At 68.1% G+C, this 24,674-nt stretch carries 17 protein-coding genes, 1 tRNA gene, 1 pseudogene and 1 riboswitch; of the genes and pseudogenes, 10 read left to right on the top strand and 9 right to left on the bottom strand.

Annotated features, from left to right (window positions below; translation table 11 throughout):
• Positions 1–170: 170 nt before the first annotated feature.
• Positions 171–1,493 (bottom strand): aminotransferase class V-fold PLP-dependent enzyme, encoded by a 1,323-nt coding sequence (locus ON27_RS02025; protein WP_373282721.1) that lies wholly within the window; start codon positions 1,491–1,493, stop codon positions 171–173.
• Positions 1,494–1,538: 45 nt separating this feature from the next.
• A riboswitch (SAM riboswitch) is annotated at positions 1,539–1,652 on the bottom strand.
• A gap of 572 nt (positions 1,653–2,224) precedes the next feature.
• Between ON27_RS02025 and ON27_RS02020 the strand changes: the two genes are divergently transcribed.
• Together ON27_RS02020 and ON27_RS02015 are read left to right on the top strand one after the other, a co-directional pair.
• Positions 2,225–6,136 (top strand): Pls/PosA family non-ribosomal peptide synthetase, encoded by a 3,912-nt coding sequence (locus ON27_RS02020; protein ID WP_043718458.1) that lies wholly within the window; start codon positions 2,225–2,227, stop codon positions 6,134–6,136.
• Positions 6,136–7,482 (top strand): M1 family metallopeptidase, encoded by a 1,347-nt coding sequence (locus ON27_RS02015; RefSeq protein ID WP_083887337.1) that lies wholly within the window; start codon positions 6,136–6,138, stop codon positions 7,480–7,482. The genes ON27_RS02020 and ON27_RS02015 overlap by 1 nt, the downstream gene beginning before the upstream one ends.
• Here the strand turns inward: ON27_RS02015 and ON27_RS02010 are convergent, their stop codons facing one another.
• Together ON27_RS02010 and ON27_RS02005 are read right to left on the bottom strand one after the other, a co-directional pair.
• Positions 7,483–7,668 (bottom strand): hypothetical protein, encoded by a 186-nt coding sequence (locus tag ON27_RS02010; protein ID WP_043718456.1) that lies wholly within the window; start codon positions 7,666–7,668, stop codon positions 7,483–7,485.
• A gap of 27 nt (positions 7,669–7,695) precedes the next feature.
• Entirely contained in the window at positions 7,696–8,037 is a 342-nt protein-coding gene (locus ON27_RS02005; RefSeq protein WP_245559751.1) for a DUF2752 domain-containing protein, read from the bottom strand.
• Here ON27_RS02005 and ON27_RS43815 point away from each other — a divergent pair.
• The 7 genes and pseudogenes from ON27_RS43815 to eccB all read left to right on the top strand — a co-directional run bounded on the left by ON27_RS43815 (position 8,011) and on the right by eccB (position 14,688).
• Positions 8,011–8,292, top strand: coding sequence for a hypothetical protein (locus tag ON27_RS43815; RefSeq protein ID WP_169334481.1), 282 nt, complete (start codon positions 8,011–8,013; stop codon positions 8,290–8,292). The genes ON27_RS02005 and ON27_RS43815 overlap by 27 nt on opposite strands.
• 111 nt (positions 8,293–8,403) lie before the next feature.
• Positions 8,404–9,456, top strand: a complete 1,053-nt coding sequence (locus tag ON27_RS02000) for an alpha/beta fold hydrolase (protein WP_043718453.1) — start codon at positions 8,404–8,406, stop codon at positions 9,454–9,456.
• 426 nt (positions 9,457–9,882) lie between these two features.
• The gene (locus tag ON27_RS01995; protein ID WP_157227060.1) at positions 9,883–10,284 is read left to right on the top strand and encodes a hypothetical protein; all 402 of its coding nucleotides are present in this window, start codon (positions 9,883–9,885) and stop codon (positions 10,282–10,284) included.
• Between the two features lie 131 nt (positions 10,285–10,415).
• Positions 10,416–10,836: pseudogene (locus ON27_RS01990) on the top strand (TIGR03618 family F420-dependent PPOX class oxidoreductase).
• A 302-nt stretch (positions 10,837–11,138) separates the two neighbouring features.
• Entirely contained in the window at positions 11,139–12,131 is a 993-nt protein-coding gene (locus tag ON27_RS01985; RefSeq protein ID WP_218002947.1) for a small ribosomal subunit Rsm22 family protein, read from the top strand.
• A gap of 63 nt (positions 12,132–12,194) precedes the next feature.
• The gene (locus ON27_RS01980) at positions 12,195–12,647 is read left to right on the top strand and encodes a DUF8020 domain-containing protein (protein ID WP_245559750.1); all 453 of its coding nucleotides are present in this window, start codon (positions 12,195–12,197) and stop codon (positions 12,645–12,647) included.
• A 553-nt stretch (positions 12,648–13,200) separates the two neighbouring features.
• Positions 13,201–14,688, top strand: a complete 1,488-nt coding sequence (gene eccB / locus ON27_RS01975) for a type VII secretion protein EccB (protein WP_083887333.1) — start codon at positions 13,201–13,203, stop codon at positions 14,686–14,688.
• 286 nt (positions 14,689–14,974) lie between these two features.
• Here the strand turns inward: eccB and ON27_RS01970 are convergent.
• From ON27_RS01970 to ON27_RS01950, 5 genes are all read right to left on the bottom strand, one after another.
• Positions 14,975–15,050, bottom strand: a tRNA-Thr gene (locus ON27_RS01970).
• 62 nt (positions 15,051–15,112) lie between these two features.
• Positions 15,113–16,318: a DNA polymerase III subunit delta' gene (locus ON27_RS01965; RefSeq protein WP_043718479.1), complete on the bottom strand. Its 1,206-nt coding sequence runs from the start codon at positions 16,316–16,318 to the stop codon at positions 15,113–15,115.
• Between the two features lie 240 nt (positions 16,319–16,558).
• Positions 16,559–17,065 (bottom strand): mycothiol transferase, encoded by a 507-nt coding sequence (locus tag ON27_RS01960; protein ID WP_043718446.1) that lies wholly within the window; start codon positions 17,063–17,065, stop codon positions 16,559–16,561.
• 37 nt (positions 17,066–17,102) lie between these two features.
• The gene (topA, locus tag ON27_RS01955; protein WP_043718443.1) at positions 17,103–20,003 is read right to left on the bottom strand and encodes a type I DNA topoisomerase; all 2,901 of its coding nucleotides are present in this window, start codon (positions 20,001–20,003) and stop codon (positions 17,103–17,105) included.
• 320 nt (positions 20,004–20,323) lie between these two features.
• Positions 20,324–20,530, bottom strand: a complete 207-nt coding sequence (locus tag ON27_RS01950; protein ID WP_011206895.1) for a cold-shock protein — start codon at positions 20,528–20,530, stop codon at positions 20,324–20,326.
• Between the two features lie 499 nt (positions 20,531–21,029).
• Here ON27_RS01950 and sftH point away from each other — a divergent pair, with 499 nt between their 5' ends.
• The gene (sftH, locus tag ON27_RS01945; RefSeq protein WP_245559749.1) at positions 21,030–23,351 is read left to right on the top strand and encodes a DEAD/DEAH box helicase; all 2,322 of its coding nucleotides are present in this window, start codon (positions 21,030–21,032) and stop codon (positions 23,349–23,351) included.
• Positions 23,352–23,639: 288 nt separating this feature from the next.
• Here the strand turns inward: sftH and ON27_RS01940 are convergent, their stop codons facing one another.
• Positions 23,640–23,990 (bottom strand): Rv3654c family TadE-like protein, encoded by a 351-nt coding sequence (locus tag ON27_RS01940; RefSeq protein WP_043718441.1) that lies wholly within the window; start codon positions 23,988–23,990, stop codon positions 23,640–23,642.
• Positions 23,991–24,674 lie beyond the last annotated feature (684 nt).

Here is a 24,674-nt window from a genome sequence, read left to right as displayed (position 1 = left end):
CCTTGTCCGCAAGCAGATCGATATAGAACGCCACTCTGGCAAATGCGACCGAGGGGAGCCTTTCCACCCAATCGCGTACCTCCGGTTCCAACTCAACAGTACCCCACGCCATAGCATCAATGCTATACCTGCGGCGAGGGGCCCGCGCCGAACTGACGGCAAGCGCGGTGTCAGCCGACGAGGCAGGGGGCGGCGCCGGTGGGGGCGGTGGAGTTGAAGGGGCGGGTTTCCGGGGTGGGGTTCCACACGCCGCCGGTAAGGGCGTAGTTCCAGGTGGGACCAGTTCCTACGAGGGTGGCGATCGCATCGATCAGGCGGTCCACGTCGGCGGAGGTGGTGCCGAGGCCGATGCTGGCGCGCAGTGCACCGTCCAGTCCGAGACGGGTGAGCAGCGGGTGGGCGCAGAAGCGTCCGTCCCGCACGCCGATGCCGTGTTCGGCGGACAGATAGGCCGCGACGTGTCCCGGGACGAAATCATCGAGCGTGAAAGCGACGATGCCGACGGCGTCCGGGCTGTCGGTCCAGATGCGCAGCAGTTGGACGCCGGGAATCGCGGCCAAGCCGTCGCGCAGCCGGTCGGCCAGCCGGTGTTCGTGCGCGGCGAGGGTTTCCGCGTCGATGGCACAGAGCGCGTCACAGGCGGCGGCCAGCGCGGCGGCGCCGAGCACGTTCGGCGACCCGGCTTCGTGCCGCTGCGGAGCCGGCGCCCACTCGGCCCCGTCGGTACGCACCTCGCGCACTGCCCCGCCGCCCGCCAGATAGGGCTGCGCCGCGTCGAGCCAATCGCGCCTGCCCACCAGCACACCCGCGCCGAACGGCGCGTACAGCTTGTGCCCGGAGAACGCAAGGTAGTCGATTCCGCTGTCCCGCAGGCTGATTCGCCGATGCGGCGCCAACTGGGCGGCGTCCACCAGGATCCGGGCGCCGCACTGGTGGGCGATGGTGGCCAGCCGCTCGAGCGGGAGCACCTCCCCCGTCACGTTCGACGCGCCGGTCACCGCGAGCAATGCGGCGGGCCTGCTGCACAGTTCGGCGACCAACCTGCCGACGGTCTCCTCGACCGTGTCGGCGGCGGCGACGACTCGGCGGCCCTGCCTGTTCCACGGCAGGAAGTTCGCATGGTGTTCGATGTCGAGCACCACGGTGTCGCCTGGAACGCAGGCCGCGAGCAGGTTCAGCGAGTCGGTGGTGTTGCGGGTGAAGACCACCACCTGGTCGTCGGCTGCGTCGAGGAATCGGGAGACCGACCCGCGGGCGGCCTCGTAGCACTCCGTGGAGATCCGCGAGGCGTAGCCCGCACCGCGGTGCACGCTCGCGTAGTACGGCAGCAACTGCTGCACCCGGTCGGTCACCTGCGTCAACGCCGGCGCGCTCGCCGCGTAGTCGAAGTTGGCGTAGGTCGCCGTTCCACCCTGCACCAGCGGCACGCGCAATTCGGCACCCGAGACTGGGGCGAGTGCGGCACAGGAATTGTCGACAGCGGTAATCGTCACGTGAAATCCCGTCGGCTCAAGGACCCGTGATCGCATGATTCATCGAGTCCGCGCTTGCCGCGCCCGGTCGGGCGGCGGCCGGGTCGTCACCCGGAGCACCCCACCGCGGAGGAGGGTTGCCGGCCAGCAAGCCGGGGCTTGACGCTGGCACTCATGACCTGACCCGAGAGTGGCAGAAGCGCCCCGGCACTGTCAACCACGTTCGACCCGAGCTGCCATGAGCACCGCGTGGACATAACCACCACACCGGAGCCATTACAAGCACCCCCACGACAACACGCGCGCCGCGCCTTCCTGGGGCTTTCACGCAGCTCCCAACAGCCGATGCCCGCCCCTCCTCCGCAGATCGATTTTTGAACGAGCTGATCCGCCTGGCAGTCGCACGTAGCGCCGTGCGACCGGGACGCTCCAAGCGTCGGCACCATGACATCGGCGAGGCACGGACCGCTTCGATGAGCCGAATCACACCTCGGTGCCAGCGATCTTCCGGCGAACCCAGCGGACTGCCCGGCGACCAGCATTTCGGCCAGCCGCAGCGGCAAATCACGATTCCACCTGCAACAACACGCGCAGCGCCTACCGATCCGGCAGCCGGTCCGGTGCCCAACAAGCGACGACAACCCCGGGTACCGTGGACAGCTGGCCGTAGCGGTGTTTGCCGTTTGGTAACCCAGCTATGACACAACAACAGGAAAGTGTGAGGCAGGCCGATGGGAGGTGCGCAGAGCACCATGCTCGAGACAGACGTCCACGCACCGGCGCGCCCGTTGTCGCGCGGCGACCGCGCGCCCGAGGCCAGGACCCTCGTGGACATCCTGACCGCAACGGCCCTCGCCCATCCCGACGCCCCCGCGATCGATGACGGCCAGGTGACGCTGTCCTACCTGGAGTTGGTCGTCGAGATCGAGAAGACCATGGCCCGTCTCGCCACGGCCGGCGTGCGGCCGGGCGACCGGGTCGGCGTGCGGATGCCGTCGGGCACCCGCGGGCTCTACGTGACCATCCTCGCCGTCCTGTATTCCGGGGCCGCGTACGTGCCGGTCGACGCCGACGACCCGGACGAGCGCGCCCAGCTGGTGTTCGGGGAGGCGCAGGTCACCGCGATCGTGACCGCCGACGGCATCGAGACCACCGCCGCGGGCATCCGCGCCGCGGAGCTGCGGCGCGAGGACACCTGGTCGACGCTGCCCGGCCCCGGCGACGACGCCTGGATCATCTTCACCTCCGGTTCCACCGGCACCCCGAAAGGCGTTGCCGTCACCCACCGCAACGCCGCCGCGTTCGTCGACGCCGAAGCCGACCTGTTCCTGCGTGACGCCCCGATCGGCCCCGGCGACCGGGTGCTCGCCGGTCTGTCGGTGGCCTTCGACGCGTCCTGCGAGGAGATGTGGCTGGCCTGGCGCAACGGCGCCTGCCTGGTGCCCGCCCCGCGTGAGCTGGTGCGCACCGGCGCCGATCTCGGTCCCTGGCTGGTGCGGCGGGAGATCAGCGTGGTCTCGACCGTACCGACGTTGGCGGCGACCTGGCCGGTGGAGGCGCTGGAGGCCGTGCGCCTGCTCATCTTCGGCGGCGAGGCCGTCCCGCCGGAACTCGCCGAACGTCTGGCCGGGAACGGTGATTCGGCTCGCGAGGTGTGGAACACCTACGGCCCCACCGAAGCGACGGTCGTCGCATGCGCCGCGCGATTGGACGGCCGGTGGCCGATTCGCATCGGGCTGCCGCTCAATGGCTGGGATCTGGTCGTGGTGGATTCGGCGGGTAGCCCGGTGGCCGAGGGCGAATCCGGCGAATTGGTGATCGGCGGCGTCGGTCTGGCTCGCTATCTCGACCCGGTCAAGGACGCCGAGAAGTACGCGCCGCTGCCCTCCGTCGGCTGGGAGCGCGCGTACCGCAGCGGCGACCTGGTCCGCAACGACAGCGCCGGACTGGTCTTCCTCGGTCGCGCCGACGATCAGATCAAGCTCGGCGGGCGGCGCATCGAACTCGGCGAAATCGATAACGCGCTACAGCATCTACCCGGTGTCACCGGAGCCGCGGCGGCCATCCGGACCACCAAAGCGGGCAACAAGATCCTGGTCGGCTATTTGACCGGCCCGGGGCCGGACTTCGACGCCAAGGCCGCCCGCGCCGTCCTCACCGAACGACTTCCCGCTCCGCTGGTGCCCAGGCTCGCCGTCGTCGAGGAGCTACCCACTCGCACATCCGGCAAGGTCGACCGCGACGCGCTGCCCTGGCCGCTGCCCAACGCCGCCGAGGACGACGACGACAACGACCTCACCGGCACCGCGCAATGGGTCGCGGGACTGTGGGACGCCATTCTCGGCGCGGAGGTCGGCGACCTCGACGCGGACTTCTTCGACCTCGGCGGCGGCTCGCTCGCGGCGGCGCAGCTGGTCACGGCGCTGCGCGAACGGTATCCGCAGATCGCCGTCGCCGACGTCTACGATCATCCCCGCCTCGGCGCGCTGGCCGACCTGCTGGAGCAGACCACGCCCGCCGTGGCCGTCGCCGAGCGGACGGTGCGCCCGACGCCACGGCTCGCACAGGCGGCGCAGGTGCTGGCCACCATTCCGCTCACCACCCTCACCGGATTGCAGTGGCTCACCTGGCTGGCGATCGTCGGCAACATCGCCGCCTGGTCCGGTTCGCTGCCCTGGCTGCCGCAGCTGTCGTGGTGGTGGACGCTCACGGCGTTCCTGCTGTTCATCTCCCCGCCCGGCCGCATGGCGATCTGCGTGGCCGGGGCGCGGCTGCTGCTGCGCGGTATCGGGCCGGGCCGCTACCCGCGCGGCGGCTCGGTGCATCTACGCCTGTGGGCCGCCGTCCGCCTCTCCGAGGCCAGCGGCGCCGAGAACCTCTCCGGAGCGCCGTGGATGGTGCCGTTCGCCCGCGCGCTCGGCGCGAAGATCGGTGCGGGAGTCGATCTGCACAGCCTCCCCCCGGTGACCGGCATGCTCGAACTCGGCGACGGTTGCAGCGTGGAGCCGGAGGTCGACCTGTCCGGGTACTGGATCGACGGCGACGTGGTGCACCTCGGGCCGATCACCGTCGGCCCCGGCGCGGTGGTCGGCTCGCGCTCGATCTTGCTGCCCGGCACGAAGGTCGGCAAGAATGCCGAGGTCGCGCCGGGTTCCGCGGTGGCGGGCAAGGTGAAGGCGGAGCAGGAGTGGGCCGGTTCGCCCGCGGTGAAGGTCGGCAAGGCCCAGCACCGCTGGCCGGCGCACACGCCTCGGCGGGCCCGGCACTGGGTCGGCATCTTCGGCATCACGTCGATGGCGTTGGCCGCCATGCCGATTCTCGGTATCGGCGCCGGCGGCGCGTTCCTCGCCTGGTTCATTCGCGACACCCGCACGCTCGCCGACGGCGCGGTGCGCGCGTTCGCCGTACTTCCCCTCGCGACATTGCTCAGTCTGGGCGTCTACGCCGGGGCGACCATCGTCGCGGTCCGGCTGCTGAGCATCGGCCTGACCGAGGGCTACCACCCGGTGCGCAGCCGCGTCGGCTGGCAGGCGTGGGCCACGGAGCGACTGCTGGACTCCGCGCGCACGTTCCTGTTCCCGCTGTACGCGAGCCTGCTCACTCCGGTGTGGCTGCGCCTGCTCGGCGCCAAGGTGGGCAAGAGCGTGGAGGCGTCCACGGTGCTGCTGCTGCCGAAGTTCACCACCGTCGCCGACGGGGCGTTCCTGGCCGACGACACCATGATCGCCGGTTACGAACTCGGCGGCGGCTGGCTGCGCATCGGTGAGGCCAAGGTCGGCAAACGCGCCTTCCTCGGCAACTCCGGGATGACCGCGCCCGGCCGACGGGTTCCGAAGAACGGGCTGGTGGCGGTGCTGTCGGCGGCGCCGTCGAAGGCGAAGCCCGGTTCGTCTTGGCTGGGCAGTCCGCCGGTCCGGCTGCGCCGCGCCGCGGAGAGCGCCGATACGGCGCGCACCTTCGACCCGCCCGCCCGCCTGCGCGTCGCCCGGGGCGTCGTCGAAACCTGCCGCTTGATCCCGGTCCTGGTCACCTTCGCGATCGGCCTCGGCGTGCTGTTCACCCTGGCCTGGCTCGCGCGAACCTTCGGCCATCTGGCCGCCGGGGTGCTCAGCGGGCTGGTGCTGCTCGCGGCGGGCGCTGTCGCGGGAGCGAGCGCGGTGGCCGCCAAATGGTTGCTGGTCGGCCGCATCCGCACCGGGGAGCACCCGCTGTGGAGTTCGTTCGTCTGGCGCAACGAGGTCTCCGACACTTTCGTGGAAACGGTTGCCGCTCCGTGGTTCGCGCGCGCGGCGACCGGGACGCCCGTGCTGAACTTGTGGCTTCGCGGTCTCGGCGCGCACATCGGCCGCGGGGTATGGTGCGAGTCCTACTGGCTACCGGAGGCGGACCTGGTGACTCTCGGCGACGGCGCGACCGTGGAACGCGGCTGTGTGGTGCAGACCCACCTGTTCCACGACCGGATCATGGCGATGGACACCGTCACCATCGGCGCGGGCGCCACCCTCGGTCCGCACTGCGTGGCGTTGCCCGCTTCCGCGCTCGGCGACGGCGCGACCGTCGGCCCGGCCTCGCTGGTCATGCGCGGGGACACGGTGCCCGCCTCGACGCGCTGGTGGGGCAACCCGATCGCGCCCTGGTTCACGGGCGATCCCGGGACGCGCTGATGGCGGGCAAGTTCTACGAAGCCCCCATCGATGACTACCTTCCGCAGAACGGCAACCGCGGGTACCGCGTCTCCCGGTACGAGCTCGAGCTGTCCTACCGGGTGGCCGCCAACCGGCTCGCCGGCCGCGCCGTGATCACCGCGGTGACCACCGAGGTGCGGCCTCGGTTCGCGCTCGATCTCTCCCAGGCGTTGAGCGTGTCGAAGGTGTCGGTCAACGGCGCCAAGGCCGCGAAGTTCACCCACCAGCACGGCAAGCTTGTGATCACGCCGAACCAGCGGATTCCGGCGGGCGGCGTGCTCTCGCTCGTGGTGCAGTACGGCGGCGCCCCGAAACCGGTGCGCGGCCCCTGGGGCGAAGTGGGCTGGGAGGAACTCACCGAAGGGGCGCTCGTGGCCAGCCAGCCCAATGGCGCGGCGTCCTGGTTTCCCTGTGACGACCACCCGAGTTCCAAGGCGAGCTACCGGATCTCGATCACCACCGATTCACCGTACTACGCGGTGGCCAACGGGACCTTGCTGCGCAAGCAGACCAAAGCCAGTCAGACCACGTGGGTGTACGAGCAGCCCGAACCGATGTCGAGCTACCTGGCCACCATCCAGATCGGCCACTATTCCAAGCACCGGATCGGTTCCTCGCACTCCCTGGTGCCGATGCACGCCGTCCTGCCGTCGCGTCTGCGCGCCAGTTTCGATTACGACTTCGCTCGTCAGCCGAAGATGCTGGAGGTCTTCAGCGAGAAGTTCGGCCCTTACCCGTTCCAGGACTACACCGTGGTCGTCACCGACGACGAGCTGGAGATCCCGATCGAGGCCCACGGCATCTCGATCTTCGGCGCCAACCACTGCGACGGCCGCCGCGGCGCCGAACGGCTGGTCGCCCACGAACTGGCGCACCAGTGGTTCGGCAACAGCCTCACCATCCGGCAGTGGCGAGACATCTGGCTGCACGAAGGTTTCGCCTGCTACGCCGAATGGATCTGGTCGGAGGCGGCGGGCGGACCCACCACCGACCAGCTGGCCCGAGCCGCTCGGCACAACCTCTCTCGCGAACCGCAGGACATCGTCATCGGCGATCCGGGACCGCTGCGCATGTTCGACGACCGCGTCTACAAACGCGGCGCCCTGACCCTGCATGCCCTGCGCTTGGAACTCGGCGACTCGCCGTTCTTCGATCTGCTCCGCGAGTGGACCATCCGCTACCGGCACTCCTCGGTGACCACCGAGGAGTTCACCGACCTGGCGGGGCACTACAGTCTGGTGCCGCTGCGATCGCTGTGGGACAGCTGGCTGCGCGCCGAGCGACTACCGCAGCTGCCGCCCTTCGGCGGCGCCTCGACCGCCTGATCAGAACACGAGATAGCGCGCCGCCAGTTCCTCGACGAGCGGATCGTCCTCCGGGACGTTGGCCAGCGCGTCCAGATCGGTTTCCACGGCGATCTGCCGGGGGTCGTCGTGTTCGGTGTCGCGCGGATCTTCCACGAGCTGGCGCAGCAACTTCTGCCGCACCCTGGTCTTCAGCGAATCGTTCATACTTGCGGATGCCCTGATCCCGGATTGTTACACCGGTGTGAACAAGGTTCCCCACGGCGTATTGCGCAACACCGTGTAGATCGCCAGGAACGCGAAGAAACTCCACATCGCGGTGCGGCTGATCGACGGCAGCCGCATCTTCTGACCACGCCATGCCCGCACGGTCCAGTCCGTCACCCACACCGCGAACGCGAGGACCAGCGGAAGCGCGAGCAAGTTGCTGTGCAGCGCGTCGATGACCTGCCCATCGGTGAGGTTGTGCACGGCCCGCATGCCGCCGCAGCCGGGGCAGTACCAGCCGGTCAGAGCGTAGACCGGGCAGGTGCCGTAGGAGCCTTCGATATGCGGATCGCGCAGGTGCAGCAACACGCCGACACCTATTCCGACTCCCGCCATGAGCAGGGGGAGCGCGATGCCACGCCGACCTGTCCTCGGCTCGGGGCCCGGTTCCGTCACGGGGCCGGAAGCAGTGCGCGCGATGTCCACGAGGTCAACGGTAACCGTGCGGCGGTCGCGACTGCCACCGCAGCGCGGCGCTACGCCGGCTGCGATCCCGGCATCGAACTCCGACAAGCCCGATTCATCGCGTCCGAGTTTCGTGCCGGAAATGATCTTTTGCCGTAGCGATTCCGGGGGTACTCCCCGATATAGACCAGGAATACCGTCCTACGGCGCTAGCACTAGCAAGCACCCTGCTTGCACTGTACGGTGACGGTGGACACAAAGGAGTGCTCGATGCTGGTGAAGTCGATGAGGACGCTGGCCGACGCGCGCAATGGCGCGCTGACCGCCGAATACCGTGCCGGACTGCGGTCCCGTACGTTCCGCACCGCGTCATTGAACGCCCCCACCGCCCGTCACGCGGTCATCCCCGTCACCACCGCAGACGGCGCCCGCCTTCGAGTACACGCGTACGGTCCTGCCAAGGGCGACGTCATCGTGCTGATCCACGGCTGGAGCTGCAGCATCGAGTACTGGAACCCGCAGATCAACGCGTTCGCCGACCGGTACCGCGTGGTCTGTTACGACCAGCGCGGCCACGGCGCCAGCGAATGCGGCAAGTCGCTGCCCAGCAAGGAATCGCTGGCCGACGATCTGTCTGCGGTCCTGAACGCGACGCTGCGCCCCGGGCAGCGCGCCGTCCTGGTCGGCCACAGCATGGGCGGCATCACCGTGCAGGCGTGGGCCGCTCGTTATCCGGAGCAGGTCCGCAAGCAAGCCGCCGCCGCCGTGCTGTTGAACAGTTCCTCGGGCAATATCCGCTACGACACCGATCTGCTTCCGCTGCTGAACAAGCCGCTGACGCTGGCGGACCGGCCCATCACCGTGCTCGGCGCCACCGTGCGCATGCCGATGATCATCGCGGAGACACTGCTCACCGCCCCGGTCCCGCTGCCGGGCGGCTGGCCGGTCAGCGCACTGCTCAAGGCGCGCGTGATGACGCCACACGCGACCGACGACCAGGTGGAGTTCGCCCTCGGCATCGTGCGCTCGTGCCGGCCGCTCACCCGCGGCAGGCACGCCGCAGCGCTCGCCGACATGGATCTCGCCGAAGCCGCCGCGGCCCTCACCGTGCCCACCACGGTGATCGCGGGCGCACACGACCGCTTGCTGCCCGAACGTATGTCGCGCCGCATCGCCGACGCCCTCGCCGAGACCGGCCACTTGGCCGCCTACCATGTGTGGCCCACCGGCCACCTGGGCAATATCGAAGCCGCCGACCGCTTCAACGCGGAATTGGCCGCTACCGCCGAGCGCGCCCATCTGCGCTCCGCAGTCGCCGGTTGACCCCGGAGGACGTTCTCCTGGGCCGGTCAACGGCGCCCGGTCCAGGAGCAACTGTCTCCGCGGCAACGCCGGGCACGGCGGCTGACGTGTAGCGGCTGCGACCGCGGGGCCGCGCGCCGCGTGGATTCGCGCTTTCCCGGCCCTGCTCTCGGTCGTGTCGCAGGACCGTCCCATCCGGGCCGTCCTGTTTGCCCGTCAGATACTCGACCGGACATCTATCCAGCGATCAGTACCGCCCTCCTCGCTTATCCAGCGGTAACAGCTGTGGTTTCCGCCGCTCAGCTCCTCATTTCCACCAGAACCGTTAACACACAGCGAACTAGAGTCGACACTTCAGACAGACAAGTTCTGGTTCCGGCGAAGGGAGCAGCGGTGAATGTCTGTCGTGGTGTGGCGGTCCTGGCTCTGGCCATAGGCGCACTTGCCGTGTCCACCCCGTCCGCATCCGCGCTGCCCCTCGGCGTCCCCCCGGCGCGAACCCTGTGCGGCGGCGAGGGCGCGGGTATCGGCATGATCGCCGCCCGATACGACCCCGACCGCAACTACGCCGACAACGCGACGCTCTGGCTGCGGCCGGAGTTCGTCTTCAGCCCCGACCGGCCGGGCGGCTCCTGCGGCGCGGAGGTCACCGTGTCGTGGCGGAACTCCGACACCGGCGAGCTGGGCACCCTCCCCTCGATCTGGCTCGATGACGCCACACCGGCCGAGGAGAACGTCGCGGATGTCTGGGTGCCTGTCCGCATACCCTCTGGCCTCGGCCGGGTGGAAGTCCTCATCGCGACCAACTTCCCGCATGTTCCCGGGAAGGGAGTCTTCGTCGTCACGTAACCGGTGCGAACACTGACCACGGCTGTTAGCCCGCGGCTGCCTCGCGATCTTCGCCGGCAGCCCGCGGTACCCCAGCAGGACTGTGGCGCCCGCGCGGGAATGAAAGCGCCGATCAGATAGTCGAAAAGCACATGAGACTCGACGACGCCGCACGCGCACTCATCGGTTCCGGCGCTGACGCGACCTTGGTGACCATCAACCCGGACGGCAGCCCACAGGTATCGGTCGTCTGGGTGGCTTTGCGATCGACGCCGGAGGGCGACGAACTCGTCACCGCCCACCTGGGCGTCTACCAGAAGATCCGCAATGTCCGCCGCGACCCGCGCGTGGCGGTGACAATTCTGTCCCAGGAACGCGGCGAGGTGATGCGCCCATACCTGTCGATCACCGGCACCGCCCGCGTCGTGGAGGGCGGCGCACCCGAACTGCTCCGTGAGCTCGCCAAGACTTTGGCCAGCCCGAACGCCCAGTTCCCCCGGCGGACGCACCCCCGGCTATCTCACCCGCATCCGAATCGAGAAGGTCGGCGGCATCGGCCCCTGGGCCTCCTGAGCGGCGAACCGCCTTCACGATTAGCTACACCGTCAGCTCGAGGGCTGCCCGTCCGGTGCCGGTCCATTGCAGCCCTGCTGCCGCGGCCATCGCACAATTGAGGAGATTACGGGTGTCGATCGGATGCCGCATCGCCGCGGCGATCCCCGCCAATCCAGCGATCGGTATTGCGGCCAGTCGGTCAGCAGCAGCACCGCCGAGGCATTGTCCGCCACCCGGTGCGGGTCGTCGGTCACCGCTGACCAGTGGGCGTGGGCCGACATGTCAGAATGACGACCCAGTCGACACGGAGGAGCTTTCGGGTGGAGTTGCCCGTCGAACTCATCGAAGCCCTGGACCGGGCGTGTGTGGGCGTTCCCGAGCGGCAACTCGCCGCTTCGGTCGACCGGCTGATCTCTCGCTATCGGGACCCGCATCCGGCGTCGACGCCGATCCTCGTATCGACCGCCGATGTCACCGCGTACGCCGCCTACCGCATGCCCGCAACCTGGGCCGCCGTGCGCAGGGCCCTCGATCGGTTCGCCGAGCAGGCCCCCGACTTCCTGCCGCGGACCTTTCTCGACGTCGGCGGAGGTACCGGCGCGGCGCTATGGGCCGCGGCGGAACTGTTCCCTTCCCTGACCGACGCGACGGTTCTCGATCAGGTGGACGAGGCGCTGCAGCTCGGCCGCAGGCTTGCGCAGGGCGCCACCGCCGCGGCGACACGTTCTGCCGTGTGGCGGCGAGCCTCGTTCGCCGACCAGGAGGTACTCCGCGCAGCCGACCTGGTCACGATTTCCTATGTGCTGAGCGAGCTGTCCGACGCAGAGCAAGCCGCTTTGGTTGCCCGAGCTGCTGGCGGCGCGGAAGTAGTGGCCGTCATCGAACCGGGAACCCCAGACGGCCACCGAAGAATCCTCGCCGCCCGCGACGTGCTGATCGCTTCCGATATGACGGTCGTGGCGCCCTGCCCGCACCAGCGCGCATGCCCGCTCGCCCCGGGCACGGACTGGTGCCATTTCAGCACGCGGATCAACCGGACTTCCCTCCATAGGCGGCTGAAGGGCGGCGAACGCGGCCATGAGGACGAGAAGTTTTCTTATGTCATCGCCTCTCGAACCCCGTACCGGCCCGCGCAGGGTCGAATGCTGCGGCATCCACTCAAACGCAAGGGCCTGGTCACCATGCAGCTCTGCACGCCGGACGACGGCGTACTGCAGACCCGAGTCTCGAAGCGACAGGGCGACGCGTACCGCGGTGCGAGGAACGTGGAGTGGGGTGACGCCTGGCCGCCATCCCGCCCGGCCATGGATTGACCGTCGGCAACGGGCATAGCAACGGCCACAGCACACGGTGAGGGCACCCTGGCAGGCCTCACGATGAACGGGGTGGATGGGCCTATCTCCTACACGACATCCTTGGCGCCGGATCATCGCACCGCTACGGTGGATCTGGCTTCGGGACGGTTCGAAGTGACACCGGCTGCGGTCAACGTGCTCGCTGACGACGGCGCGATCATCGGTGCGATCCCGACGACACTGCGTATGGAGACCGGCCAGAACTTCGCCCTGACACCAGCACTCGATCCGTCGGGTAAGTCGCTGACGCTGACACCGGCGGCCGGCGTACCGAACCCCGCCGCGGTCAACACCCCACCCGAGGTGGAGGGCTTGCTGCATGACGCTCTGCTCGTCGGCGTCTTCGTGGGCGCGGCGATCGGGTGCGCGATCGGCGTTCTGATCGGTATCTGGTTCTTCCTCGTCGGCGCCGTCATCGGTTGCGCGGTCGGCGCTGCCATCGGTGCGACCATCGGCCTGTTCTTGCCATTCTGATGATGGTCTCCCGAGGAATCGGATCGAGGTGGTCGACACGGCCGGGCGGTCATGAACCGCTCGGCCTCGTCATGCGCGGATCGGTTCGTTATTCAGAACAAATTCACTGCCTCAGCTGAAGATCTGCTTCCCGCAGTCAAGTGTTCTCGAACGGGCGCCTGCTACCCGACCGGCACGATGCCAGCAGCGACGCCCGGTCGGCCGCGGCAACGACGCGCCAGCATCAAGGACCACTCCGTCAACGGTCTGATCCTCGGTCCGACCGCTCACTGGATTCCGCAGTTACCGCGTCTGGCGACATGACAAGGCATTCTTCTGACTGCTGATGGTGTGTCGTTCGTTCGCTGTAGTTCGTGCGGACCCTGCCGGCGCCGTGTCGTTTGGGTCGACACCGCGGCGTTTCGATCGTTCCGACAGATAGGCGACCGCGACACCAGTACCTGCGTGGATCGGCTGGGGACCCACCTGTGGTTGGCCGCTAAATTAGTGCTGGGAAGGTGACGCGGGGCTAGGGTATGTCGGCAAGTTGTGAGCACTGGTAGGGGGAGCACGTATGCCTTCAAAACCCACTACGCGTTGGCAGGTCAGCGGTTACCGCTTCCTGGTCCGGCGTATGGAGCATGCCTTGGTGCGCCGGGATGTGCGTATGTTGCATGATCCGATGCGTTCGCAGTCGCGTGCCTACGCGGCCGGCCTGATCCTCGGCTGTGTCGTGCTCGCGGGCTGTGGTGTGCTGGCGCTGATACGACCGCAGGACAAGATCGACGACAACAAGATCCTCATCGGCAAAGAGTCCGGTCAGGTGTATGCGGTGATCGAGGGCGTGGTGCACCCGGCACTGAATCTCGCGTCGGCACGGTTGGCGGTCGGTGATCCGGCCAAACCGGTGATCATCAAAGAGTCGGAACTGGCGAAGAAGCCGCGCGGGCTTCTGATCGGTATTCCAGGCGCCCCCTCGTCGCTGAATTTCGCCACCGACGGCAAGGGCCGCGCGTGGACGGTGTGCGACGAGCTGCGCAACGACGGCTCGAACACTGTGACCAGCACCGTGATCGCTGGCAGTCCCGACCTCGGAGACAAGGCCGGCGCCCTCGTCCACGGCCGGGCGCTGCTGGTGCAAGGGCGAGACTCGGCGTATCTGATCTACGACAACCGCCGTGCCCGGGTGGATATGGCCGACCGCTCGGTGACCGACGCATTAGGCATCCGCGGCATGACCCCGCGCCCGATCAGCGAAGGCCTGCTCAACGCGATTCCTGAAGTGCCGGCCATCGTGGCGCCGAAGATCACCGACCCGGGCGGGGTCCCGTTGTCTGCCGTTCTGAGCAGGTACCACAACGGCGATGTTGTGAAGCTGTCGACCGACAATCAACACTTCGTAGTGCTCCGCGAGGGGTTACAGGCGATCTCACCGCTGACCGCCGCCATCGTTCGCAACTCCAACCCGATAACCGCCGGAAACAGTGAGATTCAGCCGTTCGAACGCACCCGCGTGGATATGGTGAACGTGCTCCCGGTGGCTGACTTTCCTGATACAGCCCCGACCATCGTTGACACCAAGGATTCACCGGTGCAGTGTCTGTCATGGCAACCGCTGTCCGGCGCGAACGTCTCCGATGGCAGCAAACACGCTGAGCTGACATTGATCACCGGCAAGGCACTGCCGATCCCCGGTACCGCCCGACCGGTGCGCCTGGCCCAGGCCGATTCGTCCGGCAGTGACAAGGTCGCCCAGTTCTATTCCACCCCGGGATCGGGATTCTTCGTGCAGACCACCGGCATCGAGCCCGACAGCCAACGTCGCGACAGCATGTTCTTCGTCGCTGACACCGGGGTGCGCTACGGGATCACAGGTGCCGACGCGCAAAAAGCACTCGGCATGGACGCCGAGAAAGCCAAACCCGAACTCGCGCCCTGGGCGATGGTGGGTCTACTCGCCTCTGGCCCGCGCCTGGCCCGCACCGATGCCATGGTCGCTCACGACGGGGTTTCCCCTGACGCACATCCGGCGAAGTCACCGGTCCAATCCACCCAGAACTGAACAGCGACCGGCGACGCAGCGTGGCCCGGAGGCGACACCGCCTTCGGGCCAGGTCTGTCCAGTCATCGGTGTAACTCGGTTTGATTGGGTTACTTCCGTCCAGCGCTGAGTCGGCCTTCGAAGGTGATGTCGAAAGCGTTCAACGCCGCTTTCCAGCGGGTGACCCACCGGCCTTGGTGAACCTTCCGGTTGTCGGAAGACACGCCTCGAGATGCCGTTGATGACGGCGGTGATGACACCAGGTCCGTTCCAGGGTACCGGAACTGCCGTTGACCTAGCCTTTCGTTGGAGCCGCCTGGGGGAATCGAACCCCCGACCTTTTCATTACGAGTGAAGCGCTCTACCGACTGAGCTAAGGCGGCGTGCCTTTCGGCCAAGCGAGTCTATCGTCTCGCGGCCGGATCGCGAAAACGGGTGGTCACGGTCATTTCGCGCGGGCCGCGATGAGGGCGGCGGCCATGGCGGCGAGGGCGAAGCGGGGTTTGACGTTCAGGTCGAGGGCTTCGCGGCAGGCGAGGACGGCCTCGATGGACTGCAGCAGGCCTTCGGGACGCACCCGTTCGGCCAGATCGTGGATCTCGTCGGACAGGTCCGGATGGGTGAGCGCGACGCCGGAGCCGAGGCGGGTGGCGCCGAAACGGACGGCCAGCGCGTCCCGGTAGACGCCTGCCACGTCGATCAGGGCGCGATCGAGCGCGTCGCGGCCGGTGCGGGTCGCGCGCGATTTCTGCCGTCGCTCCAGATCCTTGAGAACGCCGGCGGAGCCGCGAGTGGCGCTCGCGGCGCCCTTGCCGGTGCCGCCCGCCCCCAGCGCGGTGGCCAGTTCCTCACGTTCGCGTTCGTCGCGGGCCGCGCTCATCTGCCTGGCCTCGTCGTCGGCCGCGCGGACCAGTTCGTCGGCGGCGGCGTAGGCCGCACCCGGTTTTCCGGACGCCGTGACCAACGCCAGCGCGCGCCGACGGCGGGCTCGCGCCTCCTCGTCGGTGGCGAGCCTGCGGGCTCGGCCGACATGCCCGCCGCTGATCGAAGCGGCCCAGTTCGCGGTCTTCTCATCGAGCTTGTCGCGTTCCCGGAGCACCCGTGCGATGGCGGGCACCGAAGGCGTCACCAGGTGCACATGCCGACAGCGGGAGCGCAGCGTGATCGAGATGTCCTCCGGATCCACCGAGGGCGCGCAGAGCAGGAACACCGTCCGGTCCGGCGGCTCCTCGACGACCTTGAGCAGCACATTGCCCGCCGCCTCGGTCAGCCGGTCGGCATCCTCGATCACCACCACCTGCCAGCGCCCCGTACTCGGCCTGCGCGAGGCCACCTGCACGATCTCGCGCATCTCCTTGGTGCTGATGCTCAGTCCCTCGGGCACCACCCGGCGAACGTCGCCGTGCGTACCCGCCATGGTCGTGGTGCAGGCGTGACACCTGCCGCACCCGGGCGTCTCCGAGTCGGTGCACTGCAACGCCGCCGCGAAGCACAGCGCGGCGACGGATCTGCCCGACCCCGGCGGCCCGGTGAACAGCCACGAATGCGTCATCGCGCCGTCGACCCGCCCCCCGCCCGCCGCGACGGCGGCGGCAATCAGCTCGGACTCGACCGCCTCCTGGCCGACCAACCGATCGAAGACACCCGCCACGCCGTACACCCTAGCCGCCCCCACCGACAGCGCACCGCCGTCCGGAAGGGTCCCGGTCGCACCCGGTTCGGCAGACCACAACCATGCCGAACCGAAGCTGACCGCAGACACACCCGCTGACTCGGCACATCACAGCCACGCCCGGCGATCTGCCGGTTCCGCGTACCCTTACAGACCCCCTCGCACCACTCAGGACCAAGCCTGCCCAGTTCCGTCGACTGCCGCCGCGTCTTACCGCGGCTAGGAGGCGCGCTGCGCTGTGCTGTTCGCGCCGTCCAGCGCCTCGCGAATGATGTCGGCATGGCCCGAGTGGTGCGCGATCTCTCGCAGGATGTGCAGCACCGTGTACCGCACCGACTGCCAGATCCGCTCCGGAGTCCACGGCGCCGTCGGTGTGGGGATCGAGCTGTCGAGGCTGTCCACCGAGCGGATCAGCTCTGCCGTCGCCGCAGCGACCTCGTCCCAGGTGGCCAGCAGACCGGCTACGGTCTCCTCGTCCGCCATGACGTACTCGCTGCCGTACTGCGAGAGGTCCAGTTCCGCGTTCTCGTCCCGCTCCACGATCACCGAGGTCCAGTGCCGTTCGCAACTGACCAGGTGGTGCAGCAAGCCGCCGAGGGTCAGCTCGCTCACGGTGGTGCGCCGCCGCGCCTGCTCGTCATCGATACCGCGCAGCGTGATGCGAAAAAGCGCACGCTGGTCGGCGAGCATCGCGATCAGATCCTCGCGTTCCTGTTCTGTACTCATGGCGCACACGCTACGGGCGTCGCCATGAGCTGAGAACTCACGACTTCCCGACGCCGGTCTTCTTCGCCGCCGACTTCTGCGCCGCGCTCTTCTTGGCCACCGTCTTCGTGGTGGTCGCCTTTTTGGCGGCGGTCTTCTTCGCCGCTGCCTTCTTGGCGGGCGCCTTCTTCGCGGCGGTCTTCTTGGCCGCCTTCTTCACCGGTCCGCGCGCCCGCCGGTCGGCGAGCAGTTCCATGGCCCGCTCCGGCGTGATCGACTCGATCTCGTCGCCCTTGCGCAGCGTCGCGTTGGTCTCGCCATCGGTGACGTACGGGCCGAAGCGGCCGTCCTTGATCACCATCGGCTTGCCGCTGGCCGAGTCGTTGCCGAGTTCACGCAGCGGGGCGGCGGTCGATGCCTGTCGTCCCCGGCGCTTGGGCTCGGCGTAGATCTTCAGCGCCTCCTCCAGCGTCACCGTGAAGATCTGGTCCTCGGTGTTCAGCGACCGGGAGTCGGTGCCCTTCTTCAGGTAGGGCCCGTAACGCCCGTTCTGCGCGGTGATCTCCTCGCCGCTGGCCGGGTCGGTGCCGACCACGCGGGGCAACGACAGCAGCTTCAGCGCGTCGTCGAGAGTGATGGTGGACAGGTCCATGGACTTGAACAGCGAACCGGTGCGCGGCTTGGGCGCCGCGGCCTTCTTCGCGGTCTTCTTGGCGGGTTCCTGCCCGTCGGCGGCCTGCGGTTCGGGCAGGATCTCGGTGACGTAAGGACCGAAACGCCCTTCCTTGGCGACGATCTCGTGCCCCGACTCGGGATCGACGCCGAGTGAACGTCCTTCCTGCGGCGTCGCGAACAGCTTCTCGGCCACCTCGGGCGTCAGCTCGTCCGGCGGCAGGTCGTCGGGCAGATTGGCCCGCTGCGACACCGGATTGCCCTCCGGGTCATCGGGATCGGCGACCATCCGTTCCAGGTACGGCCCGTACTTGCCGACCCGGACGACGACATCGCGTCCAGCGTTATCGCTGAACAGCTTGATGGAGTTGATTTCTCGCGCGTCGATGTCGTCGAGCCGCTCTCCGACCATCTTCTTCAGACCGCCGGACCGCGCGACCGAGCCCTCCACGCCGTGGTCGCCGCCGAAGTAGAAGCTGGACAACCAGTTTCCGCGCTGCTCGCGCCCACCCGCGATGGCGTCGAGATCGTCCTCCATGGCGGCGGTGAAGTCGAAATCGACCAGTCGGCCGAAATGTTCTTCCAGCAGGCCGATCACGGCGAACGCCACCCACGACGGCACCAGCGCGCTGCCGCGCTTGTAGACGTAGCCGCGGTCGAGGATCGTCTTGATGATCGACGAATACGTCGACGGACGGCCGATGCCGAGTTCTTCGAGGGTCTTGATCAGCGACGCCTCGGTATAGCGCGCGGGCGGATTCGTGCTGTGCCCGTCGGGATTCAGCTCGACCGCGGTGACCGCCTGGCCCTCCTCCAGCGCGGGCAGCCTGGACTCGGCGTCGTCGGACTGGCCGCCGGCCTCCTCGTCGACGCTCTCCACGTAGGCCTTGAGGAACCCGGGGAACGTGATGGTGCGGCCGGACGCGGAGAACACGCACTCCTCGCCGGTGCCCGCGACGCCGGTGATGCGCAGCGTCAGCGTGGTGCCCCTGGCGTCGGCCATCTGGGAGGCGACGGTGCGCTGCCAGATCAGCTCGTACAGCCGGAACTCGTCGTTGTCCAGGCGCGCGTGCAGCTGGCCCGGCGTCGCGAAGGTGTCGCCCGCCGGGCGGATCGCCTCGTGGGCCTCCTGCGCGTTCTTCACCTTGCGGTTGTATTGGCGCGCGGTCGGGTGCACGTACTCGGCGCCGTAGAGCTGGGTCGCCTGCGCACGGGCCGCGGCGATGGCCGACTCCGACAGCGTGGTCGAGTCGGTGCGCATGTAGGTGATGTAGCCGTTCTCGTACAACCGCTGCGCGACCCGCATGGTCCGCTCGGAGGTGAAACGGAGTTTGCGCCCCGCTTCCTGCTGCAGCGTCGAGGTCATGAACGGCGGATACGGCTTGCGCGTGTACGGCTTGGCTTCCGCCGAGGAGACCACCAGGTCGGCGCCGTCCAGCGCCTCGGCCAGCCGCCGCGCGTAGCCCTCGTCCAGTACGACGACGCCGCTGACGGCCTTGAGCTGCCCGTCCGACCCGAAATCTCGTCCGGTGGCGACCCGCGCCCCGTCGACGGCGACCAGCCGCGCTCCGAAGGTCCTGGGATTGGTGGCGTCGCCGCCCTCACCGTTGCCCGCGTCGAGCTTGGCGGCGATGTCCCAGTACTCGGCGGAACGGAACGACATCCGCTCGCGCTCGCGCTGCACGATCACCCGGGTGGCCACCGACTGCACACGGCCGGCCGACAGCCGCGGCATGACCTTCTTCCACAGCACCGGACTGACCTCGTAGCCGTAGAGGCGGTCCAGGATGCGGCGGGTCTCCTGCGCGTCGACCAAGTCGTTGTCGAGATCGCGGGTATCCGCGGCCGCGGCCTGGATGGCCGGCTCGGTGATCTCGTGGAACACCATTCGCCGGACCGGCACCTTGGGTTTGAGCGTCTCCAGCAGGTGCCAGGCGATCGCCTCGCCCTCACGGTCGGGGTCGGTGGCCAGATAGAGCTCGTCGGCGTCTTTCAGCAGGCTCTTGAGCTCGGTGACCTTGGCCTTCTTGTCCGGGCTGACGACGTAGATGGGCTCGAAGTCGTTGTCCACGTCCACGCCGAGCCGCGCCCAGGATTGGCCCTTGTATTTGGCCGGGACGTCGGCCGCGCCTCGCGGCAGATCCCGGATATGACCGACCGACGCCTCGACCGTGTAGTTGCGACCGAGGTACGGCGCGATCTTGCGGGCCTTGGTCGGGGACTCGACGATCACGAGACGACGCAGGGCACGGCCCTGGTCGGCTGCACCGCGGTCTCGTGTTGCCACCGGCGAATACACCTTTCCTGATCGACCCGCGCTGCGTTGTTTCCCGCTGTGCGCGGCTGGGGTAAGCGGCTGCGACGGCTGAACGTCGCACCAGACACGTTTATACCGTGACGCCGCGTGTGGTCGAGTGCTTGCGACTCGAACCACTGAGCGTACGCGCGTCAGTTCGAATCAGTATGCCCTGTCTTTTCGCCACACCTGCGCCGCGGCGTGCTCAGCGGGCCGTTCCGCCGGCTCACGCGGGCCGTGACTACCCCAGATATAGCTCGTCCCCCACCCCGTTGCCGGTGGTGAGGGACGAGCTGTGGATCTCGCGCCGCTCAGCTGAGCGCACGCACTCCGGTGGCCTGCGGGCCCTTGGTGCCCTGGCCGACCTCGAACTCGACCTTCTGGTTCTCCTCGAGGGTGCGGAAACCCGAACCCTGGATCTCGGAGTAGTGGACGAAGACGTCAGCGGAGCCGTCCTCCGGCGCGATGAAGCCGAACCCCTTCTCCGCGTTGAACCACTTCACAGTTCCCTGTGCCATTCTGTTCCTTCTCTTTTCTTACCGGAACGGCGGACAACTGGGTTCGTCCACCGGGTCCGTTCCGACCGCTGTACTGTTGGTTCCCCCTGCAGGAAAGCACCAAGCACACCGTTCGCAACATCGATCCTGCTGACGGTTTGGACTTTGGATCCGTCCCTCGAACACAGAAGCTTGCGACCAGGAACCAGTGAACCATGTCTTCGGGCAATTCAACAGTCGAGTTACCGACAATTTGCAAAAAAGTTGATCTTGCGAATGCGCAGGTGAGGGACACAATGGCGGAATCCAGACTTGGGGTTCGTTTGCCTGGTGATAACCGAGTGGACGTTCAGCAAAGGAGCTGTGACCCAGGTCGCTATTTGGTATCGAAATGGCAGGTGGGGATTCCCGGACACACACGTTTCACACTTCCCGAGCGTGTTGCGGGGTTCGTCTCGTGAATCCACCCGACTCGGCGCTGCGCGCGCAACCGAGAAGCGAGCCCAGCTACGGAGCATCGTTGCTGAATCGTGTCCTAACCGGCGGTCCGGATGACGACCCTCGACTGACCCATGTGGTCGAGCTGTCCGCCCGGGCCGCCGAGCGCCGCGCCTGGCCGGCTTGGGCATCACCGGAGGTGATCTCGGCATTGCGCGACACGGGCGTCGACGCGCCGTGGCGCCACCAGGTGGAGACGGCGGATGCGGCGTTCGACGGTCGGCACGTGGTCGTGAGCACCGGCACCGCTTCAGGTAAATCGCTCGGATACCAGTTGCCGGTGCTCACGGCGCTGCAAGCGGATCCGAAGGCCACCGCACTGTATTTGTCGCCGACGAAGGCGCTGGGCGCCGATCAGTTGCGCGCGGTCGGCGCGCTGACCCACGAAGGTCCGCTGCGGGACGTGCATCCGGCCACCTACGACGGCGATACACCGGCCGAGATCCGCCAGTGGGTACGCGCGAACGCGCGATGGATCTTCACCAATCCCGACATGCTCCACCTGGGCATACTGCGGTCACACCAGCGCTGGGCCCGCGTGCTGCGCAAGCTGCGCTATGTGGTGGTCGACGAATGCCACGCCTATCGCGGTGTTTTCGGCTCGCACGTCGCGCTGGTGCTGCGCAGGCTGCGGCGCATCGCCGCTCGATATGGCGCCGATCCGGTGTTCGTGCTCTGTTCGGCGACCTCGGCCGAACCGGCTGCGGCCGCGTCGCGACTGATCGGCGCGCCGTGCGTCGCGGTCACCCGGGACGGATCGCCGCAGGGCCCGCGCACGGTCGCGCTCTGGGAACCACCTCTGCTCACGGCGGTGACCGGCGAGAACGGCGCGCCCGTGCGCAGAGCCGCCACCACGGAGGCAGCGCGGATCATGGCGGATCTGGTAACCGAAGGGGCGCGGACCTTGACGTTCGTCCGATCGCGTCGCGCCGCGGAGCTGACCGCGATAGAAACCAAAAGGCTGTTGGCCGAGGTCGATCCAGACTTGGCCGCGCGGGTGGCGTCCTACCGGGCGGGATATCTCGCGGAGGATCGGCGCGATCTGGAAGCGGCCCTGTCGGACGGATCGCTGCTGGGCGCGGCGACGACCAACGCGCTGGAACTCGGCGTCGATATCGCCGGACTGGATGCCGTGGTCATCTCCGGTTTTCCCGGAACGGTGGCATCGTTCTGGCAGCAGGCCGGACGGGCGGGACGGCGCACCCAGGGATCCCTCGTCCTGCTCGTGGCGCGGGACGATCCGTTGGACACCTACCTCGTCCACCATCCCGAAGCACTGCTCGACAAGCCGGTCGAGGCCTCCATCACCGATCCACGAAATCCCTACGTGCTGGGCCCACAGCTACTCTGCGCCGCGCTCGAGCTCCCGCTCACCGACGCCGAGGTGGACGAGTTCGGCGCCCGCGAGGTATTGGCCGATCTGTCCGAGAAAGGGCTGATCAGACGCCGTGGCACAGCGGACCGCGCGCGCTGGTACGTGACCGCGGAGACCCAGCCGCACGACGCGGTCGACGTCCGTGGCGGCATCGGCGCTCCGGTGGCCATCGTGGACGGTGAGACCGGCAGGCTGCTGGGCACCGCCGACGCGGGGCGGGCACGGGCGACGCTGCACCAAGGCGCCGTTCACCTGCACCAAGGCGAGACCTACGTGGTCGACGAGCTGGACCTCGACGACGGCGTGGCCTTCGTACACGCCGCCGAGCCCGGGTGGACCACCAGCGCACGTCAGGTGACCTCGATCGCCGTCGACGCGGTGACCGAGCACCGCGCCCACGGTCACGTGACAGTTGGACTGGCACAGGTGCGGGTCACCAGCCAAGTGATCGGCTACCTTCGCACGCTGGTCACCGGCGAAGTGCTCGACCTGGTCGAACTGGACCTGCCGCCGCAGACGCTGCCGACCCGGGCGGTCATGTACACCGTGACACCGGAGTTGTTGACCATGGCGGGAATCGAACCCCAAGACGTTCCCGGAGCGCTGCACGCGGCCGAGCACGCGGCTATCGGGCTGTTGCCGCTGGTGGCGACCTGCGACCGCTGGGACATCGGCGGCGTCTCCACCGCGGAGCACCCGGATACCGGCCTGCCCACCGTCTTCGTCTACGACGGCCAGGCCGGCGGAGCGGGTTTCGCCGAACGCGGGTTCGCCCGGCTCCGCCAGTGGCTTTCGGCGACGCGGCTGGCCATCGAGTCGTGTGGCTGCGCGACGGGCTGCCCGTCCTGTGTCCAATCGCCCAAGTGCGGCAACGGGAACCATCCGCTGGACAAGGCGGCGGCGGCACGCCTGCTCGCCGCCGTCCTCGCCGAACTTTCCGCCGACGAGGACGTGTCGGCCGGTTCGTGACGGCGCGGAGCCTGGGTCGTGACCGGTTGTCGACCTTGCCAGCGAACATGCTGGTGCAGTTGGGACACCTCCTAGTGGAATGGCAACGCTTCACCCCTGGCGAATAAAAAGGAATGGATTCATGTTAACTAGACTATTGCCACTGGCACCATTGCCGTCCCGTACGCCATTCGCTTTTGTTATCCAAGCTTCCTCGGGGAATTCCGGAGGTCCGTTTTTAACCGGCCAGTAGAATTGCCGATTTCCGCTACCGGAAGCGACGCAAGCGTGACTGTGTATCGAACTCCGTCACTCTTCAACCGGGCCGGCTCGCGCGCTCGCCCGAACGATCCGAACGCCATACAGACCTATTGGTACATTCCTTTCGACAGTCACAGTGACGTCCCACTCCGATGTCGTACACGCGCGGACTCGCGTCCCCATCCGTCGCGCCAGCACTCCGGCCTCGTCGCATGCGGTGTCGGCGCCTTCGACCAGTGCGCCCGCCGCGGCGAGGGCCGCCAAGTCCGCCGCCGCCTGCGCTCGATGGCGCGCCACCACCACGCAGCCCACCTGTGCGATCAGCAGCGTCGCCCAGATCAGCGCCACGAGCGCTAGACACGCGAAGACGGTCGCCAACCCGTCCTCGGACCGCACCATGCGCCGGGCTATCCCGCCGCCGATCTCGGCCTCGTCTCGTCCTCCGATGTCATACCTCGAACCTTGCCGCTTGCCTGAGCCTCCCCACGCGCGTCCCGAGCCCCGCCAGCGGCGCGGACCTGTGCGACACCCCGCCCCGCGCACATCTCCGCCTCCCAGGGCACGCCCCGAGCGCCACCGGTCACGCGGGCTAGTCAAGTCACATACGACCTGCCGACACCGGCCTGCCAAGGCACATCCCGAATGCCACCAGCGCAGGCTCACCATGCCGCACACAACCCGCCCAACCCGGCCTCCCCAGGCACACCCCGAGTGCCACCGGTCACGCAGGCTTGCCCGGTCACACACCCCCCCACACCGGCCTCCCATGCCACACTCGAACGCCACCGGTCACGCGGGCTTGCCGGTCACACACAATCCGCCCACCCCGGCCTCCGAAGGCACACCCCGGAAGCGACCGGCGGTGAAGGAGTGGCGTGTCACGTCCCACGACCCGCCGCCAGGTCCACCAAGCCGCAGTTGCGGCGACCTCAGGAGGTGTCCCCTCGACTCGCCTCGGACCGGCCGCCCGTACCACCTTCACTTCAGGATTCCCGGCTCGAGAGTGGCGATCACTTCCGCGCGGAGGGTGAGGAGAGGAAGCAGCGGTGTGCGGGCGGACACCACGGCTATGGCGCGTGTTCC

Source organism: Nocardia asiatica NBRC 100129 (assembly GCF_000308415.1).
Taxonomy (GTDB): domain Bacteria; phylum Actinomycetota; class Actinomycetes; order Mycobacteriales; family Mycobacteriaceae; genus Nocardia; species Nocardia asiatica.
Note: the sequence above shows the minus strand (reverse complement) of the source record. Positions and strands in the feature narration are given on the sequence as shown.

Bases quoted from the DNA above. Each gene is read 5' to 3' on its own strand.
- ON27_RS02000 (WP_043718453.1), top strand. From the start codon at position 8,404: ATGCTGGTGAAGTCGATGAGGACGCTGGCCGACGCGCGCAATGGCGCG.
- ON27_RS01980 (WP_245559750.1), top strand. From the start codon at position 12,195: ATGAACGGGGTGGATGGGCCTATCTCCTACACGACATCCTTGGCGCCG.
- ON27_RS01960 (WP_043718446.1), bottom strand. From the start codon at position 17,065: ATGAGTACAGAACAGGAACGCGAGGATCTGATCGCGATGCTCGCCGAC.
- ON27_RS01940 (WP_043718441.1), bottom strand. From the start codon at position 23,990: ATGGTGCGGTCCGAGGACGGGTTGGCGACCGTCTTCGCGTGTCTAGCG.
- eccB (WP_083887333.1), top strand. From the start codon at position 13,201: ATGCCTTCAAAACCCACTACGCGTTGGCAGGTCAGCGGTTACCGCTTC.
- ON27_RS02010 (WP_043718456.1), bottom strand. From the start codon at position 7,668: ATGAACGATTCGCTGAAGACCAGGGTGCGGCAGAAGTTGCTGCGCCAG.
- ON27_RS02020 (WP_043718458.1), top strand. From the start codon at position 2,225: ATGCTCGAGACAGACGTCCACGCACCGGCGCGCCCGTTGTCGCGCGGC.
- ON27_RS02015 (WP_083887337.1), top strand. From the start codon at position 6,136: ATGGCGGGCAAGTTCTACGAAGCCCCCATCGATGACTACCTTCCGCAG.
- ON27_RS43815 (WP_169334481.1), top strand. From the start codon at position 8,011: ATGCGGATCGCGCAGGTGCAGCAACACGCCGACACCTATTCCGACTCC.
- ON27_RS01950 (WP_011206895.1), bottom strand. From the start codon at position 20,530: ATGGCACAGGGAACTGTGAAGTGGTTCAACGCGGAGAAGGGGTTCGGC.